The following is a 24,884-nucleotide window of genomic DNA, read 5'->3' as shown; positions in this document are numbered from 1 at the left end:
ATCCCTCCGTAGGCTCGCTCCGTCGTGGTCCGACGGCGGATCATCATGGACCCTGAAGGGCCCCGGAGGAAGGCGACTCCCTAGTACGGCGGCGACTCGCCGGGAGACGTACCCGGGAGGGGTGTCATCGGGGCGTCAATCGGCGTCCTCCAGCCGGAACCCGACCTTCATGCCGACCTGGTAGTGGTCGATTTCGCCGTCGACGAGGTGTCCGCGCACCTCGGTGATCTCGAACCAGTCGAGATTGCGGAGGGTCTGCGAGGCGCGCTTGATGCCGTTCCTGATCGCCGCGTCCACGCTCTGCTGGGACGTTCCGACGATGTCGGTCACACGGTACGTGCGGTCGGTCACGGTGGTCTCCCTCGGCCGGGGCGGCGCTCCGCCCGTCCATCTCCCACCGTGCCTCAGGGCGGCCGACCCCACCAGCGGAGCGCCGCGGGGCCGCTACGGGACGACGGTGACCGGCCAGCGCCCCGCCTTGACCAGGCGGACCGCGACCGAGCCCATGATGCGGTGCCCGGCCGACTCCGAGGCGCCCACCACCACGGCGTCCGCCGTGAGCTCGTCGGCCATCTGCACCATGCCGTTGTACGGGTCGCCACGCAGCGTGTGGAACTCCCAGCGCACGTCGTAGATCCCCTGCAGCCGGTCGGTGGCCTTGCGGATCTCGGCCATCAGCTCCTCGGCCACCTCGTTGGTGGCGTCCACGACCGGCGCGCCCATCGACGCCCCGGCCGGCAGCACCGGCTGGACGTAGACCAGGACGAGCTTCGCGCCCTGGCGCCGGGCGAGGCCGGCCGCGTACGCGGCGGCGCGCCAGGACGAGTCGGAGCCGTCCACGCCGACGACGATGACCTTCGGGCCGTCCGTTCCGCGCTCGAACCGCGCGGCTGCGTTCTCCTCCACACCACGGAGGTTAACCGCACACGCGTGCTGATGGTCAGGCCGGGGCCGGTGGCCAGCTGTCCGCCGCCAGCACGCCCAGCACGTACGCCTTGGCGACCAGCGCGGTCCGGCCCTGCACCCGCCAGCGGCGGGACAGCCGGGTCAGGTGGTAGTTCACCCCGTCGACGGTCAGTCCCAGGGCCGCGCCGATCGCCGCCGTCGTCGCGCCGCCGGCGGCCAGAGCCAGGATCCGGGTCTCCACCGGGCTCGCCGTGGCCCGCGGGCGCGGCGGCGGAGCGCCCTCCGTGACCCGCAGCAGCGCCAGCAGGGCCGGTGGCTGGACGGACGCGTCGCCGACCGGGTCCACCGTCAGTTCCCCCTCGCGCTGCGCGCCGTCGGCCGCGGACCGCCAGTGCACCTCGACCGGGTAGCGCGACCGGCGCCCCAGCCGCACCGCCTCCTCGATCCGCCGCAACTGCTCCTTCGCCCGGGGGCGGAACAGGTCCAGCAGGTTGCGGCCGCGCAACTGGCCCGGTGCCACCCCCCACAGCGTGGCCATCGCCGGATTGGCGATCAGCACCTCGCCGTCGGCCCGGCACACCGCGATCGGCGTCGGGATGCGGTCCAGCAGGATCAGGAAGTAGTTGCGCCAGGGACCGTCCGCGTACGGCCCCGCCGGATCGACCGGGGCGGGCCCGGAGGACGGCGGGTGGGCGCCGGCGGAGTCACCGTCCGGCGCACTGTCGGCGTGCCCGATGTTCATTGCCCCATCTCCGGTCCGCGCGCAAGGGCGAGCAGCGAAAAACCACTGCACAATCATGCAGTTGCCCGGGCCACAGTTGCCCACCGGCCCCCTCACGCTGGAGACATGACCGACACCATCGCGCTCCACAGTGCCGAACGCGCCGCCGATGACGGCATCCCGGTCGTCGACATCACGGCCGACGGGATGACCTCGACACCCATCCAGCAGACCATGGACCTCGCCCGCACCCACGGGCCGGTGTTCAAGCGCCGGCTCGGCGAGCGCGAGACGCTCTTCCTCACCTCGCTGGATCTGGTCACCGAGGCCGCCGACGAGACCCGCTTCGCCAAGGGGGTGTCGGTCGTCCTGGAGAACGTCCGGGAATTCGCCGGGGACGGTCTGTTCACCGCCTACAACGACGAGCCCAACTGGGCCAAGGCGCACGAGGTCCTGATGCCGGCGTTCGCGCTGGGCTCGATGCGGACGTACCACCCGGCGATGCTGAAGGTCGCCCGCCGGGTCATGGCGAGCTGGGACCGGCGGGTGGCCGACGGCACGCCGGTGCACATAGCCGAGGACATGACCCGGATGACGCTGGACACCATTGGGCTGGCCGGCTTCGGTTTCGACTTCGAGTCGTTCTCCCGCGGCGACTCGCAGCACCCGTTCGTCGAGGCGATGGTGCGCTGCCTCGAATGGAGCATGCGGAAGTTCGCCCGGGACCCGCACGCCGACCACTCCGCGGAGGATGCGGCGTTCCGCGCCGACGCGGACCACCTCGCCTCCGTCGTCGACGAGGTCATCGCCGCGCGCACGGCGAGCGGCGAGACCGGCGAGGACGACCTGCTCGGCCTGATGCTCGGCGCCCGCGCGCAGGAGGACGGCACCGGGGCCGGCGGCCCCCGTCTCGACCTCGCCAACATCCGCAACCAGGTCATCACCTTCCTGATCGCCGGCCACGAGACCACCTCGGGCGCCCTCTCCTTCGCCCTCTACCACCTGGTCAAGGACCCGCTGGCGCTGCGCATGGTCCAGCGCGAGGCCGACGAGCTGTGGGGCGACCGGGCCGACCCGGACCCGACCTTCGAGGACATCGGCCATCTGCCGTTCACCCGGCAGGTCCTCAACGAGGCGCTGCGGCTGTGGCCCACCGCCGCCGCCTTCACCCGCCAGGCTCGCCAGGACACCGTGCTCGGCGGCCGCTACCCGGTCAAGGCCGGCCAACTGGTCACCGTGCTCACCCCGATGCTGCACCGCGACCCGTGCTGGGGCGACAACCCCGAGCTGTTCGACCCGTCCCGCTTCAGCCCCGAGGCCGAGGCGGCCCGCTCACCGCACGCCTACAAGCCGTTCGGGACCGGTGAACGCGCCTGCATCGGGCGGCAGTTCGCGCTGCACGAGGCGACCATGCTGCTCGCCCTGCTCGCCCACCGCTACCGGCTGATCGACCACGCCGACTACCGGCTGCGCATCAAGGAGACCCTCACCCTCAAGCCCGACGGGTTCACCCTCCAGCTGGCCGCCCGCACGCCCGCCGACCGGGCCGCGGTGCGCGCCGCCCTGGGCGTGCTGCCCGGCGGCGCCGCGGGATCCGGCTCCGCGGCCGACGCCACCACCGACGACGCCCTGCCCACCCGCGTCGTCCAGGGCACCGGGCTGCTGCTGTTGCACGGCAGCAACTACGGCACCTGCCGCGAGTTCGCCGAGCGGCTCGCCGACGAGGCCACCGGCCTGGGCTGCGCCACCGAGGTCGCCCCGCTGGACGCCTGCGCCGACGGGCTGCCCGCGGACCGGCCCGTCGTCATCGTCGCCGCCTCCTACAACGGACAGCCCACCGACGACGCGGCCGCCTTCGTCCGCTGGCTGCGGACCGCCGGGGAAGGCGCCGCCGCGGACCGCCCGTTCGCCGTCCTCGGCGTCGGCGACCGCAACTGGGCCGCCACCTACCAGCACGTCCCCACCCTCATCGACGACCGGCTGGCCGCGCTCGGCGGCGACCGGATGCTGCCGCGCGCCGAGGCCGACGCCTCCGGCGATCTCAGCGGCACCGTCAAGGAGTTCACCGCCGCGCTGCGCACCGAACTGCTGACCCGCTACGGCGACCCCGCCGGCACCGGCGCGGGCGCCCCGGCCGCCGAGGACACCGGCTGGACCGTCACCGAGCTCACCGGCGGACCGCTCGACGCCCTGGCCGCCCGGCACGAGCTGACCGAACTGACCGTCACCGAGGCCCATGACCTCACCGCGGAGGGCTGGCCGCGCCCCAAGCGGTTCCTGCGGCTCGCCCTGCCGGACGGCGTCACCTACCGCACCGCCGACCACCTCGCCGTGCTGCCGGCCAACGCGCCGGCCGCCGTCGAGCGGGCCGCCCGCGCCCTCGGCGCCGACCTCGACACCGTGCTGGCCGTGCACTCCGGCCGCCGCCCGGCCCGGGACACCCTGCCCGTCGATCGGCCCCTGACCGTACGCCAACTCCTCACGCATCACCTGGAGTTGGGGGCACGGCCGACCGCGGAGCAGATCGCGGTGCTGGCCGCGCACAACCCGTGCCCGCCCGAGCGACAGGCCCTGGAACACCTCGCCAAGGACGACCCGCGCACCCTGATCGAGCTGATCGAGACCCACCCGGCGCTGCGCGGAGCGCTGCCCTGGCCGGTGGTCCTGGACCTGCTGCCGCCGCTGCGCACCCGGCACTACTCGATCTCGTCCTCGCCGGCCACCGACGCCCGGCACGCCGAACTGATGGTCTCGCTGCTGCCCGGCGGCACCGGCTCGACCCATCTGCACGGACTGCGCCCCGGCGACACGGTCCTGGCCCGGGTCCAGCCCTGCCGCGAGGCCTTCCGCCTCGACCCGGCCGACGACACCCCGGTCATCCTGGTCGCCGCCGGCACCGGCCTCGCTCCGTTCCGGGGCGCCGTGGCCGACCGGGTCGCGGCCGGCCAGCAGGCGCCCGCCCGGCTGTACTTCGGCTGCGACGACCCCACGGCCGACTTCCTGCACGCCGCGGAGTTCGCCGCCGCCGAAGCGGCCGGGGTGCTCTCGGTCCGCCCCGTCTTCAGTGAGCGCCCCGAGAACGGCCACCGCTTCGTCCAGCACCGCATCAAGGCCGAGGCCGCCGAGGTCTGGGAACTCCTCCAGTCCGGGGCCCGGGTGTACGTCTGCGGCGACGGCAGCCGGATGGCCCCGGGCGTACGGGCCGCCTTCCGGGAGGTGCACGCCGCGCACACCGGCGCCTCGGCCCAGGAGTCCGAGGCCTGGCTGCGCGAACTCACCGCCTCCGGGCGGTACATCGAGGACGTGTACGCGGCGGGCTGAGCACGCCCGGCGGCCCGGCCGTCCGTCCTGTGGCGGGCTGGATCTTCCGGCCCGCCGGAGGCAAGGTGGGCGGTGCGGCGAGGTGGCCGCACCGCCGGCCCGCGACCCGGCCGGCGGACCGAGCGGGGGCACACCCGGGGGGACCACGGCATGAGCAAGGCCCTGATCATCGGCGGCGGCATCGCGGGCGCGGTGACCGCCATGGCGCTGCACAAGGCGGGCATCGAGGCGGAAGTATTTGAGGCGTACCCGACCGGCGCGGACGACGTCGGGGCCTTCCTCGTCGTCTTCGCCAACGGCCTGGAAGCGCTCCGGGTGATCGACGCCCACGACCCGGTCGCCGCACACTCCTTCCCGGCCCGGCGGATCGCGGTGTTCGGCCCCGACGGCAGCAAGGTCGGTGAGCGGCCCCTCGCCGGCAGCGAGACCGGCCCCGGCCCGCGCACCCTGCGGCGGGCCACCCTCTACCAGGTGCTGCACGCCGAGGCGGCCCGCCGGGGCATCCCCGTGCACCACGGGAAACGGCTGGTCGGCGCAGAGACGGTGGCCTCGGCCGGCGGGCGGCGGGTGGTCGCCGCCTTCGCCGACGGCAGCCGCGCCGAGGGCGATCTGCTGATCGGCGCGGACGGACTGCACTCCGTCACCCGCACCCTCATCGACCCGTCCGCCCCCCGGCCGCGCCACACCGGCCAGCACACGGTCTGCGGCTACCTCCGCGACGCCGGCGGCACCGGCGCCGAGGTGGCCGCGGAGACCTACACCATGCTCCTCGGCGACCGGGCCTTCTTCGGCTGCACCCGCGCCCCCGACGGGGAGATCTGGTGGTTCGCCAACATCCCCGGTGACGAAAGCGACCGCACCGCCCTGCAGGCCGTCGGCCCCGACGAGTGGCGCGACCGGGTCGCCGCGCGGTTCCCCGGCGACGCCACCCCGGCCGCCGCCCTCGTCCGGGCCACCGGCGACCGGGTCATCGCCTCCAGCGCCTACGACATCGCCACCACACCCACCTGGTACGACGACACCAAGGTCGTCCTCGGCGACGCCGCCCACGCGGCCGCGCCCAACGCCGCCCAGGGCGCCTCGATGGCCATCGAGGACGGCATCGTGCTGGCCCGCTGCCTGCGCGACCACACCGAAGCGCGCACCGCCTTCGCGGCGTACGAAGAGCTGCGCCGCGAACGGGTGGAGAAGGTCGTCGCGACCAGCGCCGGCCTGGCCGCCCGCACCGGCCCCGGCGGCCCCGGCCGCCCCGCCACCGGCCCCGGAGGCGGCGGCGCGGACGGCGGCAACTGGCTCACGGACTACCGGATCGAGTGGTGACCCACCGGCGCCCGCCCGCCGCACACCGGACGGTTCAGGGCGCCGACGGCAGCCGGACGGCCAGCAGCGCGACCCCGGCGAGGGTCACGTTGCGGGTCGCCGCCTCCAGGCCGTTCCAGGTCTTGGACTGCCACATCGAGAACCACTCCCCGCCGATCGCCAGAAAGCCCGCGCCGAACAGCAGCAGCATCATCAGCAGACCGACGGTGCTCAGCATCCGGGCCCGGGCCACGTCGCCGCGCCGCAGCCCCAGCGGCCAGAGCACGGTCGCCACTATCAGCACCAGCGCGGTGACGCTCTCCCAGGCGATGATCGCCACGTACGCGGCGTTCTGGAGCCCCTTCGAAGTGACGGCCCGCCACATCAGGTCCGGGTCCTTGAACGTGGTGTCCATCGCCAGGACGTGCTGGACGAACTGCTGATTGGTGCCGAAGTCGGTGATGTTGCCGAAGGCGACGAGCGCCAGATAGAGCGCGACCGTGCCCGTGAGCACCGTTGCGACGAGTGGCTGTCCGGTACGCGGCAGCCGGCCGGTTGCGTGATTGTCGGCCATGGGGCCTCCCCAAGTCGGTCAAGTAAGGGGAGTTTCCCTTATCGTCACCGACCCCGTGGTCCCCACCCGTCCCAACTCCCCGTACGCTGCTCCCCGATCGACCGGCCGCCCGGCCGGCCGAACGGCGTCCGGGGCTGACCGGACGGGCGCCGAGGGACCACGGAAAGCGGGGAACATGAACGGGAAGCGGTGTGTGGGGACGGTCGCCGCGGCGGCGGCCGCGGTGGTGGCGGTGTCCGCCCCGGCGGGCGCCGAGCCGGCCGGTCTGACGTACGGCACCAGCACGTCCGTGGGCGTCCACAACGCCTACGACAAGGAGAAGTACCCCTACTTCGCGGACGCGCTGGACTCCGGCGCCGCGCTGCTCGAACTCGACCTGTGGACCAACGGGTTCGGCCGGTCCTGGCGGGTCAGCCACAGCAACCCGATCGGCAACAACAGCAACTGCGCGGGCGCGGCGAACGCCTCCGAACTGCGCACCAAGGAAGTCAACAAGGACTTCGCCGGCTGCCTCGCCGACATGAAGGCCTGGCACGACGCCCACCCCGGCCACCGCCCCATCCTCTTCAAGGTCGAGCTCAAGGACGGCTTCAACGCCAAGGGCGGGCGCGGCCCGGCCGAGTTCGACGCCCTGGTGCGGCAGAAGCTCGGCGATGCCGTCTACGGCCCCGGTGACCTCACCGCGGGCCACGGCACGCCCGACGAGGCGGTCCGGGCCGGCGGCTGGCCCGGACGCGACGCCCTGGCCGGAAAGTTCCTGTTCGAGCTGATACCGGGCACCGTCGAGGAGAACAACCCGCTCGACAAGCTCTGGACCGACGTCGAGTACGCCACCCACCTCAAGGACCTCGCCGCACAGGGCAAGCTCGCGCAGTCGGTGGCCTTCCCCGCGGTGCACGGCGCGGCCGCCGGCGACCCGCGCGAGCGCTACCAGGACCCGGCGCTGCGCCCGTATTTCGTGGTCTTCGACGGCGACGCCGCGACCTACCTGAACGGCACCATCGACACCGCCTGGTACGACCGCCGGCACTACCTCCTCATCATGACCGACGCGCACAACGTGCCGCCGGCCATCGACGCCACCCACCCGACCGAGGAACAGGCGCTCGCCCGGGTCGGCCAACTCGCCGCCGCGCACGCCAGTTTCGCCACCGCCGACTGGTACCCGCTGCCGTCCGTCCTCAAGACCGTGGTGTCGCGCGGGGCCTGACGCCCGGCGTGGGGCCCGGCTCCGCGGTGGCCCGCCGGTAGAGCCCGGCCACGTCCGCACCGAACCGGCTGCTGTACGAGACGTAGTCGTCGCCGCCCTCGTCGAGCCCGCCGATCACCCCGATCAGCGCTCCGGTGCCGGTGGCCGGATCGAGGTCGGTGAGCCAGGGCCCGCCGCTGGTGCCGTTCGGGAAACCGGGGCAGTCGAAGCGCAGTTGGTTCGGGCCCTGGGCCTCGGCGGTGCGCCGGCAGCTGACCGGGGCGTCCCGGTCGGCGGGGTAGCCGGTCAGCAGCGCCGGGCGCCCGGCCGGCGCGCCGAACCGGATCCGTTCGGCGCCGGTGAGGTCCTCTATCCGGCCGCCGCCCTGCCCGGCCCGGCGCACCCGCAGGAACGCCACGTCGTGGTCCGGGTCCCGGTCGCTGATCCAGCGGGGGTCGACGTGGATGCGGGTGGGCACCCACAGCCCGTACGGCGCGATCGCGTCGTGCAGGCCGGGCACGAACACCAGCCGGGTGCGGAACCCGCCGTCGTGCACGCAGTGCGCGGCGGTGGCGATCAGGTCGGCGTCGGGGGAGTGCACCACGCTCGCCGTGCAGTGGTGCGCCGGATCGCCGTCGTCGCCGGGCGAGAACAGCGCGCCGATCACCGGGGACGGGGCCGCGGGGACGGCCACCGGCGGCCGGGACGCCGGCAGCGCGGCCGCCGCCCCGCCGCCGGTCCGGCCGCTGCGCAAGGCGGCCACCGGCGGGCCCGGCCGCTCCCGGTACGGTCCGGCGAGCAGCGCGGCGGCGGCCTGGTCGCCGTCCGCGCGGGTGGCCAGGTACGAGCCGGTCGTGCTGTCCCCCGCGGCCAGGTACGGATCGCGGGCGGGCAGGCCCAGCGTCAGTGCCGTACTGCCCACGACCACGGTGAGCAGCCCGAGAGCCACCGGCAGCCGCTGCGGGACACCGGGCCGTCCGGAACGGGACATGTCCCTCAGTCTGCGGCAGGACGGCCGTCCGGACGCCTACCGCGGGGCCGGTCGGGTGAACCGGAGGCCCGGGTTGTGCCGGATCAGCGCCCCGGCCAGGTCGAACTCGTTCGGGAAGTCCATCGGGACGATGCCCAGGCCCGTCCAGCCGCTGCCCTCCGCACCCGCCAGCAGCGTCTTGACCTGCGGGTTGAGGCGGTCGGCGTTGGAGCGCGGGGGGAGCAGCGCGGCGGTGCTGACGTAGTTGACGAAGAGCTTGCCGGGCTGTGCGACGGCCTTGCGGAACTGCGCCTCGATCTTCGGCCACTTCCCGAACGGCTCGGCCATGTAGTCGTCCTGGATGTCAAAGACCTGGGGATCGCCGTACCGGACCCCGCCGAGGCCGTCGGAGTCCGCCAGCAGGACGACCCTGCCGCGCGCCTCACCCAGCGCGGGCAGCCCGGCGTCCAGCCGGAACAGCGAGCGGTAGCCCTTGTCGTCCAGGTAGCTGACGAAGATCCGGCGGAACTCCTCGGCGGAGACCTCCGAGTACTCCTGCTTGACCCGCATCAGCACCGTCTCGGACGGGTGGGCCGCGAGGAACGCCCGGCAGGCATTGAGCACGTCGCCGAACATCAACTGCTGGTAGAACGCGCCGTGGTGGATGGCGAAGACGTTGTCGATGGCCCGGCAGCGGACGTCCAGGAAGCGGATGCCGGCCGCCAGCTGGGCGTCGACGGCAGTGTTCTGGCAGGCCACCCAGGGGCCGCCGTACCGGGCTCCGGAGTCGTGCGTACCGGGGATCGTCAGGCGCGCCAGGGGAGTGGCGTCCGGGAGCGCGGACATCCAGTCCTGCACGGACAGCGCGCGGCGCCCGGCCGTCCTGCGCTCGGCCGCACCGGCCGTGGACCGCCCGCTGCCGGCACCCGCCAGCACCCCGGCGGCCGACAGCCCGGCCGCGCCCCTGAGAAACCCCCGCCGATCGAGCCCCAGCCCCATGCCGCCACCCCTGCCCGTCGAATGCGAACGTGCGTCCGCGGCATGGAACCACACCGCCCGCGCGGACGGCACCCGGCCGGCGCACCCGAGGGCACACCGGCCGGAACCGTCCTCGTACGTATCCGTCCCTACCAGGCGGTATCAGGCACGGAACGCGAGCGACAGCGCGAAGCGGCCCGCGCTGTCCGTCCACCAGTTGGTCAACTCCAGCCGAGCGGCGGCGAGTTCGGCCCGCACGCCCTCCTGGCGGAACTTGGCCGAGATCTCCGTGCGGATGTCCTCACCGGCCGCGAAGGGCACGGCCAGGTCCACGCCGGGGATCTTCACGGTCATGTCCCGGCGCGCCCGCAGCCGCATCTCGATCCACTCCTCCGCGGCGTTCCACACCGCGACGTGGTCGAAGTCCGCCGGATCGAAGTCGCCGTCGAGCTCGCGGTTGATGACCTGGAGGACGTTCTTGTTGAACGCGGCCGTGACGCCCTGCGGGTCGTCGTACGCGGCGACCAGCGTCGCCTCGTCCTTGACCAGGTCGGTGCCGAGCAGCAGGGCGTCGCCCGGGGACAGCAGGTCGTGCACGGACGTGAGGAACGCGGCCCGCTCCTCGGGGAGGAGGTTGCCGATGGTGCCGCCGAGGAACGCCAGCAGCCGCGGGCCGGGCGTCTCGGGCAGCGCCATGCCCTGCTGGAAGTCGGCGACCAGGGCGTGCACGGTCAGGCCGGGATGCCCGGCGAGCAGCGCCTCGCCCGCCGCGGTCAGCGCGGACTCGCTGACGTCGACCGGCACGTAGGTGTGCAGTCCGGTCAGCGCGCCGATGAGGTGGCGGGTCTTGTCGGACGACCCGGAGCCCAGCTCGATCAGGGTGCGGGCGTTGGTGGCCGCGGCGATGTGGTCGGCGCGGGTGAGCAGGATCTCCCGTTCGGCGCGGGTCGGGTAGTAGTCGGGCAGGGTGGTGATCTCTTCGAAGAGGTCGCTGCCGCGGGCGTCGTAGAACCACTTGGGCGGCAGCTGTTTGGGCGTGGCGGACAGGCCCTGGGCGACATCGGCGCGCAGCGCGGCCGCGGTGGCGTCGACAGGGAGGTTGCGGGTGATGCTGAGGGGGCTCACGTGGCGGGCTCCTTGAGCGGGGTGAGATGGACGTCGGCCGGGGTGGCGCGCAGCAGGGTGCGGTCGGGGACCTCGGTCCAGTGGGGGGAATCGTCGTAGGGTTCGGCGGCGACCACCCGGCCGCCGCCCGGAATGGCCAGGTGGTAGAGGGTGTCGCCCCAGGAGGTGGCGGCGATGGTGGTGCCGTCGGTCAGCAGCAGGTTGAGCCGGGAGCCGGGCGCGGCCCCGGCGACGGCCGCGACGGTGTCGGCCAGCGCGTCCCCCAGTTCGTCGCCGCGGACCAGCCGGTGCCGCACCAGCGCCCAGACGAACGCCGCGTCGCAGCGCGCCTGGAGGCGCAGCAGCTCCGCCGGCGGCAGCCCGGCGGCCAGCGGTGCGAGGGAGTCCGGCCAGCCGGCCACCGCACCGTTGTGACTGAACAGGTGGCCCTCCCCGGCGAACGGCGCGGCCGCCGCCTCGGCGTCCGGCCCGGCCACGGTGGCGTCCCGCACGGCTGCCAGCAGCGCGCCGGTGCGCACCACCCGGGCCAGGTCGGGCAGTTGGTCGTCGGCCCAGATCGGCCCGGCCCGGCGGTAGCGCGCCGGGACCGGGTCGCCCGGTGCGTACCAGCCGACGCCGAACCCGTCCGCGTTGACCGTGCCGTGCTTCTGGTGGCGCGGCGCCCACGACTGCCGGTACAGGCCGTGCGGCGGCTCCAGCACGATCTGCCCGAAGGCCACCGGCGGCCCCACGTAAGCGATATGACGGCACATCAGCCGACCGCCTCCCCGGACACCGCTGTCGCCGGCCTCATGCGTCCCCCTCCGGGCCGGCGTCCCGGGCGGTGCGGAACCCGGAGAAGATCTGCCGCCGGACCGGCAGGTCCCAGTTGCGGAACGTGCCCCGGCAGGCGACCGGGTCGACGGCGAAGGAACCGCCGCGCAGCACCTTGTGCCCGTCGCCGAAGAACACCTCCGAGTACTCCCGGTAGGGGAAGGCGGCGAAGCCCGGATACGGCAGGAAGTTGCTCGCCGTCCACTCCCACACATCGCCGATCAGCTGCCGGACACCGAGCGGTGACGCGCCCTCCGGATAGCTGCCCACGGAGGCGGGGCGCAGATGCCGCTGGCCGAGGTTGGCGCGCTCCGGCGTGGGGTCCTCGTCACCCCACGGGTAGCGCATCGACCGGCCGGTGGCCGGGTCGAACCGGGCGGCCTTCTCCCACTCGGCCTCGGTCGGCAGCCGCCGTCCGGCCCAGCGGGCGTAGGCGTCCGCCTCGTACCAGCTGACGTGCAGCACCGGCTCGTCCGGCGGGACCGGCTCGGTCACCCCGAACCTGCGGCGCAGCCACTGGCCGCCGTCCCGCTTCCAGAACAGCGGGGCGCGCAGCTTGTGCTGCTGGACCTGCGCCCAGCCCTCGGCCGCCCACCAGCGCGGCTCCTGATAGCCGCCGTCCTCGATGAACCGCTGGTAGGCACCGTTGCTGACCGGTGTGGTGTCGATCAGGAACGCCGGCAGGAGCCGGTGGTGCGCGGGCCGCTCGTTGTCCAGCGCCCAGGGTTCGGCGGAGGTGCCCATGGTGAACCGCCCGCCGGGCACGAGGACTTCGGACGGCAGCAGGTCGTCGGGGGCGGGCGGCGGTTCGGGTGCGGTGAGCACGGCGGGGCCGCGGCGCAGCTGGTGCGTGATGAGCATGGTCTCGTCGTGCTGCTGCTCGTGCTGGGCGATCATGCCGAACGCGAAACCCGCGTCCAGCAGCGGACCGCCGTGCAGCGGGGTGCGCTCCAGGACGTCCAGCACCCGGCCGCGGACCTCGGCGACATAGCCGTGCGCCTCGTCGGGCGGCAACAGCGGCAGCGAGGGGCGTTCGGCCCGCGGGTGCTCGAAGGCGTCGTAGACGGAGTCGATGTCCGGCCGCAGCGCCTCCCGGCCGCCGACGGTGCGCAGCAGCCACTGCTCCTCCTGATTGCCGATGTGGGCCAGGTCCCACACCAGCGGGGACATCAGGGGGGAGTGCTGGGCGACGAGGTCGGGGTGCTCGACGCAGGTGGTGAGCAGACGGGTGCGGTCGCGGGCGGCGAGCAGCGCCGAGGCGGCCCGTTCACGAAGGAGCTCGGGATCGGTGGTCACTGCCGGCCTTCCTTCCCCAGGAGGAGTTCGCCCTCCGCGGCGTACAGGGCGTCGAGATGGTCGTCCGCGGGGCAGCGCCCGCGGGCCACGTACCGCTCGGTGAACGCCGCGACCGCGGCACACACCTCGGGCGGCGCGCCGATCCGGGGCAGCGCCTCCTGCGCGGCGGCGAAACAGGCCACCGCCGCGGCGTGCAGCTCCGGGTCGGTCAGTCCGGCGCGGGCGGCCCGCCGCCACAGCGGATTGCGCGGCGCGGGGCGCGAACCGGCGGTCTCCGCCAGCGGTTTGACGATGCGGTAGGCGCGCTCGGTGGCCTCCGGGTCGTCGAACAGCGCGGCCGTGACGGCCAGCGGGACGGTCCACCCGGTCTCGCCGGGCTGGGCGTCGATCATGCGCAGCTCCAGGTGGCCGCGCGGCCGGACGGGCGGGAAGAGGGTGGTGACGTGGTAGTCGAGGTCCTCCTGGGTCGGGGGTCTGGGGACGCCGGTGCGGACCCATTCGCGGAAGGTGAGCCCCTCCGGCGCGTCCCAGGGCCCGTGCTCGGCGCGGATGCACATCACCGGTGCGTCCAGGACGTACGCCGCCCATGCGGTGCGCGGGTCGGGGCCCGGCGGCGGGGCGAGGGTGCGTGCCGGGTCGAGCTGGGACCACACGACCTGGCGGGTGGTGCGGTAGCCCGTGGGACATCCTTCGCTGGTCGGTGAGTTGGCGAACGCCGCGGTCAGCACGGCGCCCAGCAGATGGGCCAGCAGCCAGCGCCGGCCGAGCCCGAGCGGGCCCGGCTCCTCGTGGCCGGCGTCCACGCACACCTGCACGGAGGCGGTGCCGCACATCATGGAGCGCCCGGCCGGGCCCCAGCGGTCGAAGTACGCCTCCATGGCGTTGTAGCGGGGGTCGGTCAGGACCCGGCGCGGGGGGTGCCAGGGGTTGTGGCCGTGGCCGGCCAGACCCAGGCCCAGGGCCCGCACGGCCGGGCGGACCAGCGCGAGATCGGCCGACACGGCCTCGATGCAGGCGCGCAGGGAGGTGGCGGGCAGCGAGCTGAGCTCCAGCTGGCCGCCGGGTTCGAAGGTCAGGAGCGAGGAGAGGGGGAGCTGTCGCAGGACGGTGGCCGCGTGCCGCAGCCGGTCGGGTTCGACCGGACATCGGGGGTGGTACGCGTCGTGGACCAGCCACTCCAGCTCGACGCCGATACGGCGCGGCGGACCCGTCTTGAAGCAAATGCCGTGCAGATGCGCTTCAAGCTCCGCTTCCGATAGCGCGGGCCGAACGGACATGGAATCCCCTCCCTCGTCGGGTGGCGGCGTGAGGTGCCGCCCTCCACCTAATCGGCTGCGGCCGACGGGCTCAAGGGCGCGTTCGATTCCGTGCGGTTGTCCCGCGGGGCAGGACGGCCCGTCGCCGGGCGGTCGGGCCGTCCGGACCGAGGGGCCGCCGGACGGTGCCGGGCCGCCCGGACGGCGCCGGGAGGCCCTTCCCGCCGCTGGCCACGGCCGTGGGCCGGACCGGCGGGCGGCGGACGGCGGCGGGGGAGGGGTGCCGCCGTTCGGGTGAACCGGGGGCCGCTGCCGGCCCCCGGGCGTCACTGGCGGTATCCGGCCAGGAATCGGCCGATCCGGCGGATGGCGGCGTCGAGGTCGTCGGCGTGCGGCAGGGTGAGGATGCGGAAGTGGTCCGGGCGCGGCCAGTTGAAGCCGGTGCCCTGGACGACCTGGATCTTCTCCCGCAGCAGGAGGTCCAGCACGAACTTCTCGTCGTCATGGATCTTGTGGACGGCCGGGTCGAGGCGCGGGAAGGCGTAGAGCGCGCCCCTGGGCTTGACGCAGGAGACGCCCGGGATCTCGTTGAGCCGCTCCCAGGCCACGTCGCGCTGCTCGCGCAGCCGGCCGCCCGGCAGCACCAGGTCCTTGATGGACTGCCGGCCGCCCAGCGCCGCCTGGATGGCGTACTGCGCGGGCGCGTTCGGGCACAGCCGCATCGAGGCGAGGGTGCCCAGGCCCTCCAGGTAGTCGGCGGCGTGCTGCTTGGGGCCGGAGACCACCAGCCAGCCGGAGCGGAAGCCGGCCACCCGGTAGGACTTGGACAGCCCGCTGAAGGTCAGGCAGACCAGGTCCGGGGCGAGCACCGCGGCGTGGTGGTGGACCTCGTCGTCGTAGAGGATCCGGTCGTAGATCTCGTCGGCGAAGACCATCAGCTGGTGGCGCCGGGCGAGGTCGAGCATGCCCTCCAGCAGCTCGCGCGGATAGACCGCGCCGGTCGGGTTGTTGGGGTTGATGATGACCATCGCCCGGGTCCGGTCGGTGATCTTCGAGGCGAGGTCGTCGAGGTCCGGCAGCCAGTCCGCGGACTCGTCGCAGAGGTAGTGCACGGCCTTGCCGCCGGCTAGGGTGGTGACGGCCGTCCAGAGCGGGAAGTCCGGGGCCGGGATGAGGACCTCGTCACCGTCGTCGAGCAGCGCCTGGACCGCCATCGAGACGAGTTCGGAGACACCGTTGCCGAGGTAGATGTCGTCGACGCCGACGTCCGGCAGGCCGTTCTCCTGGTAGTGCTGGGCCACCGCGCGGCGGGCCGAGAGGATGCCCCGGGACTCGGTGTAGCCGTGTGCGCGGGAGAGGTTGCGCATCACGTCCTGCAGGATCTCCTCGGGGCATTCGAAGCCGAACAGCGCGGGATTGCCGGTGTTCAGCCGCAGCACGCTGTGCCCGGCCTCCTCCAGCGCGTCCGCGTGCTCGATCACCGGTCCGCGGATCTCGTAGCAGACGTCGGCCATCTTGCTGGACTGCTTGAACTGCATGCGGCGGCCTCCTGGTCCTCGCCCGCCGCGCGGCGCGGCAGCACTCGTCGTCATCACACCGTACTTGGTTTTACCAAGTCGCGACTTGGAAAGTCCAACCTCTGTCTATGCTGGAGCCATGCCGCGCCGAAGCTATGACCAGTACTGTGCCGTCGCCCGGGCCCTGGACGCCGTGGGCGACCGCTGGACGCTCCTGATCGTCCGGGAACTCCTCGGCGGCTCCCGGCGCTACACCGACCTGCACGCCGATCTCCCCGGCGTCAGCACGGACATGCTCGCCTCCCGCCTGAAGGACATGGAACGCGACGGCCTGGTCACCCGCCGCCGGCTCGCCCCGCCCGGCGCCGCCTCCGTCTACGCCCTCACCGACCGCGGCCGGGCCCTGCTGCCCGCGCTCACCGCCCTCGCCGACTGGGGCGCCCCCGCCCTCGACACGAAGCGGCCGACCGACGCGGTGCGCGCCCACTGGTTCGCGGTCCCCCTCCTGGCCCGGCTCGCCGGGCACTTCACCGACGGCACCGACGTCGTCGACATCACCCTCGACGAGGGCCGGTTCCACGTCCTGCTCTCCGGCGACACCGGCCCCGGCTACGCCGACGGCCCCGCCGAGCACCCCGACGTCCGGCTCCACATGGACACCGCGACCTGCGCCGACCTCGCCCACGACCACCTCTCCGTCGCCCAGGCCATCGCCGCCGGCCGGATCGCGGTCACCCGCCCCGAAACCGGCGCGGCCGACGGGGACGACACAGCCCCCGGGCCCGACGAGGCCCACCGGCGGAAGGCGACCACGGCATGACGCAGCGCCCCCTCGCCCTCTTCGACCTCGACAACACCCTTGCCGACACCGGCCACCGGCAGCACTGGCTGCGGCGCACCCCGCGCGACTGGCCGGCCTTCTTCGCCGCGGCCACCGACGACCCCCCGCTCGGCGAGGGCGTGGCGCTGGCGCTGCGCAGCGCCGAGGACAGCGAGGTCGGCTACCTCACCGGCCGCCCCGAGCGCTGCCGCCGCGACACCCTGGACTGGCTGGCCCGGCACGGCCTGCCGCCGGGCGAGGTGTGGATGCGGCCCGACCACGACCGGCGCCCGGCCCGCCACACCAAGCTGGAAACGCTGCGCCGGATCGCCCGGCACCGCGAGATCCGCCATGTCGTCGACGACGACGAGCAGGTCTGCGACGCCTTCGAAGCGGCCGGCTTCACGGTCGTCCGGGCCCGGTGGGCCACCCCGTCCAGCACCCTCCGGGACGCCCAGCAGCGCGCGGGACGCACCTGAACGGCGGCGGGGACGCGCGTAAGTGACAGCGGTGACGCAGGCAAGCGACAGCGGGGCCCAGGCAAGCGACAGCGGCGGCGGACCCAACCCGGCCCCATCCCGCCTCCGTTCACCACCCGGCCGCACCCCGCCCCGCTCCCGTTCGGCCGCGCTGACGGTGCGTCAGCGACCTGGACTACGAGACCATGGCCCTCACCGGCGACCGGCAGGCCCGGGAACGGGTGCGGACCGGATACCGCACCCTGGTCCGGGAGTTGTGCGCCCGGCTGCACGACCGCGACAAGGAGTGCGTGGTCACCGTCCTCGCCCGGACCGACGGCACGGGCAGCGCCTTCGACTACGCACGCCTCGGCCGGTCCGCCGACCGCATCCGCCTCATGGGCTACGACCTGCCCTGGTCGGGCGGCGAACCCGGCCCGCTGTCCTCCACCGACTGGTACGACGCGTTCCTGCGCCACGCCACCGACACCATCGCGCCCCACAAGATCGAGGTCGCCTTCCCCGGCTACGGCTGGGACTGGGTCACCGGCACCACCGGCCACGCCGCCCACCTGACCTGGAAGGAGGCCGAGGCGCTGCGCGCACGCGAGGGCGCCGACCACCTCTTCGACGCCGCCTCCGGCACCCCGCACTTCACCTACCGCAATGACGGCACCGAGCACCAGGTCTGGTACCAGGACGCCCGCGGCGTCCGGGCCCATCTGCCACTGCTGCGCGCGTACGGGGTGCGGGGCACCGGCCTATGGGCGCTCGGGTTCGAGGACCCGGACGTCTGGGCCGCACTCCGCGGCGAGTAGCCGCAGCGCCGCCTCGGACGGCGAACCCTCCTCGGCCGTGTACATCAGCACGCCCTGCCCGGAACCGTCCGGCGTCCGCATCATCTCGAAGTCCAGCACCAGCTCACCCACCAGCGGATGATGGAACCGCTTGGTGCCGAAGGTGCAGTTGTGCACGGCGTGCCGGGACCACAGCGCGCTGAACTCCGCGCTCTTCATCGACAACTCGCCGATCAGCGCGGCCAGTTGCGCATCGTCCGGCCGCTGCCCGGCGGCCACCCGCAGCGCCGAGACCGCGCGCCGCAGCTCCTCCTCCCGCTCCGGGTACAGCTCACGGGTGTGCGGGTCGAGGAAGAGCAGCCGCTGCGCATTGGGGCGGTCCAGCGGGCGGCCGGGGCTGCCGAAGTCCAGATGCCCGGCGATCAGCGCGTGGCCGAGGCGGTTCCAGGCCAGGATCTCGAAGCGCGGCCCGAGCGCCACCGCCGGTACGTCCGCCATGGCCGCGAGCAGCCGCCGCACCCCCGGACGCGCCTTGTCGTGGCGGACCGCCGGCCGCCGGCGCCCCCGGGCCGGCCGGGCCAGCTCCCGCAGATACGCCTGCTCGTCGGGGCACAGGCGCAGCGCACGGGCCAGCGCGTCCAGCACCCCTTCCGAGGCCTGGTGGCTCTGCCCCTGCTCCAGCCGCGTGTAGTACGCGACGCTGACCCCGGCCAGCTGCGCCAGCTCCTCACGCCGCAGCCCCGGAACCCGGCGCCGCCCGCCGTAGGAGACCAGGCCGACGTCCTCCGGGCGGAGCCGGGCCCGGCGGCTGCGCAGGAAACTCCCCAACTCGGCGGGCCGGTCCATCGCGGGTGCGTCGCTCACGGGTACGTCCATGCCCGTCAGTCTCCGCCATCGCGCGGGCCGCAGCCTGACCCTGTGAGTACCAGGCTGAGACCGTTCCCTCACCGGGCCGATTTCCTGTTCCCCCAGAGATACCGACCGCTTAGTATGCCCATGGCGAGGGGCCGGCGCGTCCCCCGCCCCACCCGCGTACCCACATCTTTCGGAGGCACCAGGTGAAGGCATGGCGCGTACACGCGAACGGCGAGCCGCGTGAAGTGATGCGGCTGGAGGAGGTACCGGACCCCCAGCCGGGACCGGGGCAGCTGCTGCTGCGGGTACGGGCCGCCAACGTCAACTTCCCCGACGCCCTGCTCTGCCGCGGCCACTACCAGGTGCGGCCACCGCTGCCGTTCACCCCCGGCGTGGAGATCTGCGGCGAGGTGCTCGCCGCCGGCGACGGCGCCGACGCGGAACCCGGCACCCGGGTCCTGGCCCAGCCGCCGCTGCCGGCCGGCGGCTTCGCCGAACTCGCGGTGGCCGACGCCGCGACCGTACGCCCGGCCCCCGAGGCCCTGGACGACGCCGAGGCCGCCGCCCTCCACATCGGCTACCAGACCGGCTGGTTCGGCCTGCACCGCCGCGCCCGCCTCCAGGCCGGCGAAACCCTGCTGGTGCACGCCGCGGCCGGCGGCGTCGGCAGCGCCGCCGTACAGCTCGGCAAGGCCGCCGGCGCCCGGGTCATCGGCGTGGTCGGCGGCGCCGACAAGGCCCGCACCGCCCGGGAACTCGGCTGCGACCTGGTCATCGACCGGCACACGGACGACCTCGTCGCCGCCGTGAAGGACGCCACCGGCGGCCGCGGCGCCGACGTCGTCTACGACCCCGTGGGCGGCGACGCCTACACCAAATCCACCAAGTGCATCGCCTTCGAGGGCCGCATCCTCGTCGTCGGCTTCGCCGGCGGCACCATCCCCTCCCCGGCCCTCAACCACGCCCTGGTCAAGAACTACGCCATCCTCGGCCTGCACTGGGGCCTCTACAACACCAAGGACCCGGCCGCCGTCGACGCCTGCCACAAGGAACTCACCGCACTCGCCACCCAGGGCGCGATCAAGCCACTGATCGGCGACCGGGTCCCGCTGGCGGCCGCCGCCGACGCCGTACAGCGCGTCGCCGACGGCACCTCCGTCGGCCGCCTCGTCGTCGTCCCCACCGCCGAGGAGGCACGATGACCGACGCCGCAGACCTCCGCCGCCGCACCGCCGCCCTCCTCGCCGCGCACCCGCCCGCCACCACCGACCGGCTGGACTTCCTGCGCGCCCGCTTCGACGCCGGCCTGGCCTGGGTGCACTTCCCCGCGGGCCTCGGCGGCCTGGACGCGTCCCGCTCGCTGCAGACCGTCGTGGACGCCGAACTGGCCGCCGCCGGCGCACCCGGCAACGACCCCGGCCGGATCGGCATCGGCCTGGGCATGGCCGCCCCCACCATCCTCCGGTTCGGCACCGACGAACAGAAACAACGCTTCCTGCGCCCCCTGTGGACCGGCGAGGAAGTCTGGTGCCAGCTGTTCAGCGAACCCGGCGCCGGCTCCGACCTCGCGGCCCTCGCCACCCGCGCGGTCCGCGACGATGGGGGCACCTCCCGGTCGAGCGGAGCCGAGAGTGGGGGACACTGGGTGGTCGACGGCCAGAAGGTGTGGACCTCCAGCGCCCACCTGGCCCGCTGGGCCATCCTCATCGCCCGCACCGACCCCGACCTGCCCAAACACCGCGGCATCAGCTACTTCGTCTGCGATATGACCGACCCCGGCGTCGAGGTGCGGCCGCTGCGCCAGATCACCGGCGAGGCCGAGTTCAACGAGGTCTTCCTCACCGGCGTCCGCATCCCCGACGCCCACCGCCTCGGCGAGGTGGGCGAGGGCTGGAAGGTCGCCCAGACCACGCTGATGAACGAACGGGTCGCCATCGGCGGCAACCGGATCCCCCGCGAAGGCGGCATGATCGGCGTCGCCACCGCCGACTGGCGCGCCCGCCCCGAACTGCGCACCCACGACCTGCACCAACGGCTGCTGACCCTCTGGGTGGACGCCGAGGTCGCCCGGCTCACCGGCGAACGGCTGCGCCAGCAGCTCACCAAGGGTCAGCCCGGCCCCGAGGGCAGCGGCATGAAACTGGCCTTCGCCCGGCTCGCCCAGGAGATCAGCGGCTGGGAGGTGGAGTTCCTCGGCGAGGACGGACTGACCTATGACGACTGGACGATGCGCCGCCCCGAGGGCGTCGACTTCACCGGACGCGAGGCCGGCTACCGCTATCTGCGCGCCAAGGGGAACTCCATCGAAGGAGGCACCTCCGAAGTGCTGCTCAACATCGTCGCCGAACGCGTATTGGGCCTGCCGCCCGAGCCGCGCACCGACAAGGACGTCGCGTGGAAGGACCTCCCCCGATGACCACCGAGACCTGCCCCGCCGACGCCCCGGCACCCGACCCCGACCTCCTCTACTCCGACGACGAGGAAGCCCTGCGCGACGCCGTACGGGCCCTGCTCACCGACCGCAGCGATCCGGCCACGGTGCTCGCCGCCGTCGAGTCGGACGTGCCCTACGACGCCGCGTTGTGGCGGTCGCTCGCCACGGAGATCGGCACCGCCGGCCTGCTGGTCCCGGAGAAGTTCGGCGGCGCGGGCGCCGGCACCCGGGAGGCCGCCGTCGTCCTGGAGGAACTGGGCCGCGCCGTCGCGCCCGTCCCCTACCTGACCAGCGCGGTCCTCGCGGTGACCGCCCTGCTCGGCTGCGACCACGAGGACGCCGAGGTGGCCGGGGCACTGACCGCGCTCGCCGCCGGCACCACCGTCGGCGCGCTCGCGGTCCCCTTGACCACCGCGCCGGGCGGCCCGCCCGCGCCGACCGTACGGGCCGCCGCGGACGGCACGCTGACCGGCCGGGTGACCTCGGTCGCCGACGCCGCGGCCGCCGACCTGCTGCTGGTCCCCGCCCAGGGCCCCGAGGGCCCCGCCCTGTTCGCGGTCGAGACCGCGGCGGACGGCGTACGCACCGAGCGCGTCACCCCGCTCGACCTCACCCGCCCGCTGGCCCACGTCGGCCTCGACGGCGCCCGCGGCCGCCTGCTGGCCACCGGCGACCGGGCCCGGGAAGCCGTCGCCACGGCCCTGCTCACCGGGGCCGGACTGCTCGCCTCCGAACAACTCGGCATCGCCGAGTGGTGCCTGGCCGAAACCGTGCGCCACACGGCCGAGCGCACCCAGTTCGGCCGCCCGATCGGCTCGTTCCAGGCGCTCAAGCACCGGATGGCCGCCCTCTGGCTGGAGGTCGCCTCGGCCCGCGCCGCGGCCCGCAACGCCGCGGACGCACTGGCCACCGGCAGCCCGGACGCCCCGGTGGCGGTGGCCGTCGCCCAGGCGTACTGCGCCCCGGTCGCGGTCCGCGCCGCCGAGGAATGCATCCAACTCCACGGCGGGATCGGTATGACCTGGGAACACCCGGCCCACCTCTACCTCAAGCGCGCCAAGAGCGACGAACTCACCCTGGGCACCCCCGGCCGCCACCGGGAAGCACTGGCGGAGCTGGTGGACCTGGGGGCGCCGTAGGGGGTGCGCGGCGAGGGGCCGTAGGGGTGCATGTCGAGGGGCTCGTGGCGGGGGCGGGCGGCGTGGGGGCCCGTAGGGGGTGGTCGAACAGATCCCGTAGGGGACGGGTGCCCCCCTTCGGGGCCCCAACGTCGGCCGGGTGGAGGCTATTCCCGGGTATGGGGTATTCCCCGGTCAGCCGGTGATGGCGAAGGGTTTGCTGAACGCGTGGACCGCGGCGTCACCGGCGGTGGCCACCTCCAGGAAGTAGTGCGGCCCCGGCGGCACTTGGGGCAGGGTCACCAGCGCCTCGCCCGTCGGCCCGTCGCCCGCCTTGGGCGCCACCACGGCCAGCCGCTGCGGCGGCCGGCCGTGGCCCATCCCGGCGTTGAGCCAGACGTCCACCTGCCGCCCGGTGGTGTTCTTCCAGGCGACCGGGAGGCTGCCGTGCGGACGGTAGCTGAGACCGGCCGGCGGCGCGGTCACCTCGATCCGCCCGCCCACGGCCACCGCATCCGGCCCGGCCACCGCATCGGGCCCGGACATCGGGTCCGGTCCGGCCACCGCCTCCGGGCCGTCCGGTCCGGAGGCGCCCGGGCGGCCGGCGCGCACGCCCAGGGCGGAGGTGGCGGCCCGCGCCGCCGAACCGTCCGGCCCGACCGCCGCGGCCGGAGCGCTCACGGACCGGAACCGGCTCGTTCCGTCGTCCGGATTTCCCGGCGCCAGGGTGACCACCGTCATGCACCCGACGGCGGTGGCGGCAACGGCGACGGCGAGGTTCGTGGCTATCGAGATCGCCCTGGACATCGTCTCCTCGTTTCCTCGGGGGAGGGACGAGCCGGAGCATCCCCGGCACTCCGACCGCCAAAAACGACGCGCGGAGCGACCACCCCGATGGCCATTTCCGGCGCGACAGACCCCGGGCGACGCAGGAGAATCCCCCCGACCGGACCCGCTCCCGGCACCTCGACCGGCGACGCCCCGCACCCGCCGTGCGAGGTCCCGCACCCGGCCTGCGAGATCCCGAACCCGACCGGTGATGTCCTGAAAGTGCGGTTCGGGTAGCGTCGAACCCATGAACACCGCAACTCGTCGTGCGCTGATCGGACCCGTTCTGCTGCTGGTGGCCGCGCTGCTGGCGGTGGCCGCCGTGCTGGCGCCCGGCGCGCACGCGGCGGGCGGTCTGGACGATGCCGCGGCCGCCCTGAAAAAGGGCCCGGTCTACGTCGATCCGCGCGCCGCGGGACAGTTCTCCACGGCCGACGCCGACGCGCTGGCCAAGAAGATCAAGGACGCCGACAAGCCGGTCTTCGTGGCCGTGCTGCCGCGCACCGCGGACTACCCGCCCAGCACCCTGCTCCGCGATCTGCGGACCAAGGTCGGCATCGCCGGGGTCTACGCCGTCGAACTCGGCAACGGCTTCAACGCCGGCGCCGACCCGCAGGTGATGCCCCGCAACGCGGTGCAGAACCTCGTCGGCTCGGTGAAGCGCACCACCTACCCGACCGTCGGCGAGCGGCTGAACAGCTTCGTCGACACCGCCAACCGGTCGGCCCGCGGCCACGCCCCCGACTCCTGGGGCGGCACCGGCGGCGCCGGCTTCGACTCGGGGACCGCGATCGGCCTCGGCGTGCTGCTGGTCGTCGGCGGCGGAGGCGCGTACGCCCTCGCCCGCCGCAACCGCCGGCGGCGCCAGGAGGAGGAGCGGGCCGCGCTGGAGCAGCTGCGCACCGTCGTCGACGAGGACATCACCGCCTTCGGCGAGGAACTCGACCGGCTCGACTTCCGGCCCGACGAGCCCGGCGCCGACGACGCGATGCGTGCGGACTACAGCCATGCCCTGGACGCGTACGAGAACGCGAAGTCGGCGATGGCGGCGGCCCAGCACCCCGGCGATGTGCAGGCGGTGACCCAGGCCCTGGAGGACGGCCGGTTCTCGCTGGCCACGCTCGCCGCGCGCCGCGAGGGCCGGCCGCTGCCCGAGCGCCGGCTGCCCTGCTTCTTCGACCCGCGGCACGGCCCGTCCGTCGTCGACGCCGCCTGGGCCCCGCCCGGCGGCGCCGAGCGCATCGTCCCGGTCTGCGCCGCGGACAAGAGCCGGCTGGACGACGGCCGCGAGCCGCTGGCCCGCACGGTCCGCACCGAGAGCGGCGACCGCCCGTACTGGGACGCGGGCCCGGCCTACGCCCCCTGGGCCGGCGGCTACTTCGGCGGCGGCCTGCTGCCCGGCCTGCTCGTCGGCACCCTGCTCGGCAACGTCATGATGTCGTCCCCCGCCTACGGCGCCGACTTCGGCGGGCCCGCGGGCGTCGACGGCGGCGACTACTCGGGCGCCGACTTCAACCCCGACGACTTCAGCGGCGGCTTCGGTGACGGCGGCGGCTTCGACGGGGGCGGCTTCGGCGGCGGGGGCGACGGCGGGTTCTGAGACGCCCCG

At 74.2% G+C, this 24,884-nt stretch carries 23 protein-coding genes; 10 read left to right on the top strand and 13 right to left on the bottom strand.

What is annotated here, in order from left to right:
• Positions 1–135: 135 nt before the first annotated feature.
• The 3 genes from AB0E02_RS13315 to AB0E02_RS13305 all read right to left on the bottom strand — a co-directional run bounded on the left by AB0E02_RS13315 (position 136) and on the right by AB0E02_RS13305 (position 1,648).
• Positions 136–351 carry a dodecin gene (locus tag AB0E02_RS13315; RefSeq protein ID WP_030412139.1) on the bottom strand — a complete coding sequence of 72 codons (216 nt, stop codon included), beginning with the start codon at positions 349–351 and terminating at the stop codon, positions 136–138.
• A gap of 93 nt (positions 352–444) precedes the next feature.
• Positions 445–906 (bottom strand): universal stress protein, encoded by a 462-nt coding sequence (locus AB0E02_RS13310; protein WP_362138395.1) that lies wholly within the window; start codon positions 904–906, stop codon positions 445–447.
• A gap of 34 nt (positions 907–940) precedes the next feature.
• Positions 941–1,648 (bottom strand): PAS domain-containing protein, encoded by a 708-nt coding sequence (locus AB0E02_RS13305; RefSeq protein ID WP_362138393.1) that lies wholly within the window; start codon positions 1,646–1,648, stop codon positions 941–943.
• Between the two features lie 105 nt (positions 1,649–1,753).
• Between AB0E02_RS13305 and AB0E02_RS13300 the strand changes: the two genes are divergently transcribed.
• Together AB0E02_RS13300 and AB0E02_RS13295 are read left to right on the top strand one after the other, a co-directional pair.
• Positions 1,754–4,948 (top strand): cytochrome P450, encoded by a 3,195-nt coding sequence (locus AB0E02_RS13300; protein ID WP_362138391.1) that lies wholly within the window; start codon positions 1,754–1,756, stop codon positions 4,946–4,948.
• A gap of 150 nt (positions 4,949–5,098) precedes the next feature.
• Complete coding sequence (locus AB0E02_RS13295; RefSeq protein WP_362138389.1) at positions 5,099–6,268, top strand: FAD-dependent monooxygenase; 1,170 nt, start codon at positions 5,099–5,101, stop codon at positions 6,266–6,268.
• Positions 6,269–6,302: 34 nt separating this feature from the next.
• Here AB0E02_RS13295 and AB0E02_RS13290 read toward each other — a convergent pair whose 3' ends face one another.
• Positions 6,303–6,821 (bottom strand): DUF2165 domain-containing protein, encoded by a 519-nt coding sequence (locus AB0E02_RS13290; protein WP_030412134.1) that lies wholly within the window; start codon positions 6,819–6,821, stop codon positions 6,303–6,305.
• Between the two features lie 175 nt (positions 6,822–6,996).
• Here AB0E02_RS13290 and AB0E02_RS13285 point away from each other — a divergent pair, with 175 nt between their 5' ends.
• Positions 6,997–8,031, top strand: a complete 1,035-nt coding sequence (locus AB0E02_RS13285; RefSeq protein ID WP_362138387.1) for a phosphatidylinositol-specific phospholipase C domain-containing protein — start codon at positions 6,997–6,999, stop codon at positions 8,029–8,031.
• On the opposite strand, the gene AB0E02_RS13280 is transcribed toward AB0E02_RS13285, so the two are convergent.
• The 7 genes from AB0E02_RS13280 to AB0E02_RS13250 all read right to left on the bottom strand — a co-directional run bounded on the left by AB0E02_RS13280 (position 8,003) and on the right by AB0E02_RS13250 (position 15,986).
• Entirely contained in the window at positions 8,003–9,001 is a 999-nt protein-coding gene (locus AB0E02_RS13280) for a serine protease (protein WP_362138385.1), read from the bottom strand. The genes AB0E02_RS13285 and AB0E02_RS13280 overlap by 29 nt on opposite strands.
• Positions 9,002–9,037: 36 nt before the next feature.
• On the bottom strand, positions 9,038–9,979 hold the full coding sequence (locus AB0E02_RS13275) for a phosphatidylinositol-specific phospholipase C (protein WP_362138382.1): 942 nt from the start codon (positions 9,977–9,979) through the stop codon (positions 9,038–9,040).
• 141 nt (positions 9,980–10,120) lie between these two features.
• Positions 10,121–11,083: an L-histidine N(alpha)-methyltransferase gene (gene egtD / locus AB0E02_RS13270; protein WP_362138380.1), complete on the bottom strand. Its 963-nt coding sequence runs from the start codon at positions 11,081–11,083 to the stop codon at positions 10,121–10,123.
• Complete coding sequence (gene egtC, locus AB0E02_RS13265; RefSeq protein WP_362138378.1) at positions 11,080–11,835, bottom strand: ergothioneine biosynthesis protein EgtC; 756 nt, start codon at positions 11,833–11,835, stop codon at positions 11,080–11,082. The genes egtD and egtC overlap by 4 nt, the downstream gene beginning before the upstream one ends.
• A 37-nt stretch (positions 11,836–11,872) precedes the next feature.
• Positions 11,873–13,192: an ergothioneine biosynthesis protein EgtB gene (gene egtB / locus AB0E02_RS13260; RefSeq protein ID WP_362138376.1), complete on the bottom strand. Its 1,320-nt coding sequence runs from the start codon at positions 13,190–13,192 to the stop codon at positions 11,873–11,875.
• Positions 13,189–14,469 carry an ergothioneine biosynthesis glutamate--cysteine ligase EgtA gene (egtA, locus tag AB0E02_RS13255; protein WP_362138374.1) on the bottom strand — a complete coding sequence of 427 codons (1,281 nt, stop codon included), beginning with the start codon at positions 14,467–14,469 and terminating at the stop codon, positions 13,189–13,191. The genes egtB and egtA overlap by 4 nt, the downstream gene beginning before the upstream one ends.
• A gap of 305 nt (positions 14,470–14,774) precedes the next feature.
• Positions 14,775–15,986, bottom strand: coding sequence for a pyridoxal phosphate-dependent aminotransferase (locus AB0E02_RS13250; RefSeq protein ID WP_201808602.1), 1,212 nt, complete (start codon positions 15,984–15,986; stop codon positions 14,775–14,777).
• 118 nt (positions 15,987–16,104) lie between these two features.
• On the opposite strand from AB0E02_RS13250, the gene AB0E02_RS13245 reads away from it, so the two are divergent.
• The 3 genes from AB0E02_RS13245 to AB0E02_RS13235 all read left to right on the top strand — a co-directional run bounded on the left by AB0E02_RS13245 (position 16,105) and on the right by AB0E02_RS13235 (position 18,061).
• Positions 16,105–16,785 carry a helix-turn-helix domain-containing protein gene (locus AB0E02_RS13245; protein ID WP_362138371.1) on the top strand — a complete coding sequence of 227 codons (681 nt, stop codon included), beginning with the start codon at positions 16,105–16,107 and terminating at the stop codon, positions 16,783–16,785.
• Positions 16,782–17,264, top strand: coding sequence for a hypothetical protein (locus AB0E02_RS13240; RefSeq protein WP_362138369.1), 483 nt, complete (start codon positions 16,782–16,784; stop codon positions 17,262–17,264). Before AB0E02_RS13245 ends, AB0E02_RS13240 begins: the two co-directional genes overlap by 4 nt.
• A gap of 185 nt (positions 17,265–17,449) precedes the next feature.
• Positions 17,450–18,061 carry a glycosyl hydrolase family 18 protein gene (locus tag AB0E02_RS13235; protein WP_362138367.1) on the top strand — a complete coding sequence of 204 codons (612 nt, stop codon included), beginning with the start codon at positions 17,450–17,452 and terminating at the stop codon, positions 18,059–18,061.
• Here AB0E02_RS13235 and AB0E02_RS13230 read toward each other — a convergent pair.
• The gene (locus AB0E02_RS13230) at positions 18,005–18,886 is read right to left on the bottom strand and encodes a helix-turn-helix transcriptional regulator (RefSeq protein WP_362138462.1); all 882 of its coding nucleotides are present in this window, start codon (positions 18,884–18,886) and stop codon (positions 18,005–18,007) included. The two genes, AB0E02_RS13235 and AB0E02_RS13230, sit on opposite strands and share 57 nt — an antisense overlap.
• Positions 18,887–19,098: 212 nt before the next feature.
• Here AB0E02_RS13230 and AB0E02_RS13225 point away from each other — a divergent pair, with 212 nt between their 5' ends.
• The 3 genes from AB0E02_RS13225 to AB0E02_RS13215 are packed head-to-tail and all read left to right on the top strand — an operon-like array spanning position 19,099 to position 22,468.
• Complete coding sequence (locus AB0E02_RS13225; RefSeq protein WP_362138365.1) at positions 19,099–20,097, top strand: NADPH:quinone oxidoreductase family protein; 999 nt, start codon at positions 19,099–19,101, stop codon at positions 20,095–20,097.
• Entirely contained in the window at positions 20,094–21,311 is a 1,218-nt protein-coding gene (locus AB0E02_RS13220; protein ID WP_362138363.1) for an acyl-CoA dehydrogenase family protein, read from the top strand. The genes AB0E02_RS13225 and AB0E02_RS13220 overlap by 4 nt, the downstream gene beginning before the upstream one ends.
• Complete coding sequence (locus tag AB0E02_RS13215; protein ID WP_362138361.1) at positions 21,308–22,468, top strand: acyl-CoA dehydrogenase family protein; 1,161 nt, start codon at positions 21,308–21,310, stop codon at positions 22,466–22,468. Before AB0E02_RS13220 ends, AB0E02_RS13215 begins: the two co-directional genes overlap by 4 nt.
• A 174-nt stretch (positions 22,469–22,642) precedes the next feature.
• Here AB0E02_RS13215 and AB0E02_RS13210 read toward each other — a convergent pair whose 3' ends face one another.
• The gene (locus tag AB0E02_RS13210) at positions 22,643–23,254 is read right to left on the bottom strand and encodes a hypothetical protein (RefSeq protein ID WP_362138359.1); all 612 of its coding nucleotides are present in this window, start codon (positions 23,252–23,254) and stop codon (positions 22,643–22,645) included.
• Positions 23,255–23,522: 268 nt separating this feature from the next.
• Here AB0E02_RS13210 and AB0E02_RS13205 point away from each other — a divergent pair, with 268 nt between their 5' ends.
• Complete coding sequence (locus AB0E02_RS13205; protein ID WP_362138357.1) at positions 23,523–24,875, top strand: hypothetical protein; 1,353 nt, start codon at positions 23,523–23,525, stop codon at positions 24,873–24,875.
• Positions 24,876–24,884: the final 9 nt, after the last annotated feature.

Source organism: Streptomyces sp. NPDC048196, assembly GCF_040652715.1.
Classification (GTDB): domain Bacteria; phylum Actinomycetota; class Actinomycetes; order Streptomycetales; family Streptomycetaceae; genus Streptomyces; species Streptomyces siderophoricus.
Note: the sequence above shows the minus strand (reverse complement) of the source record. Positions and strands in the feature narration are given on the sequence as shown.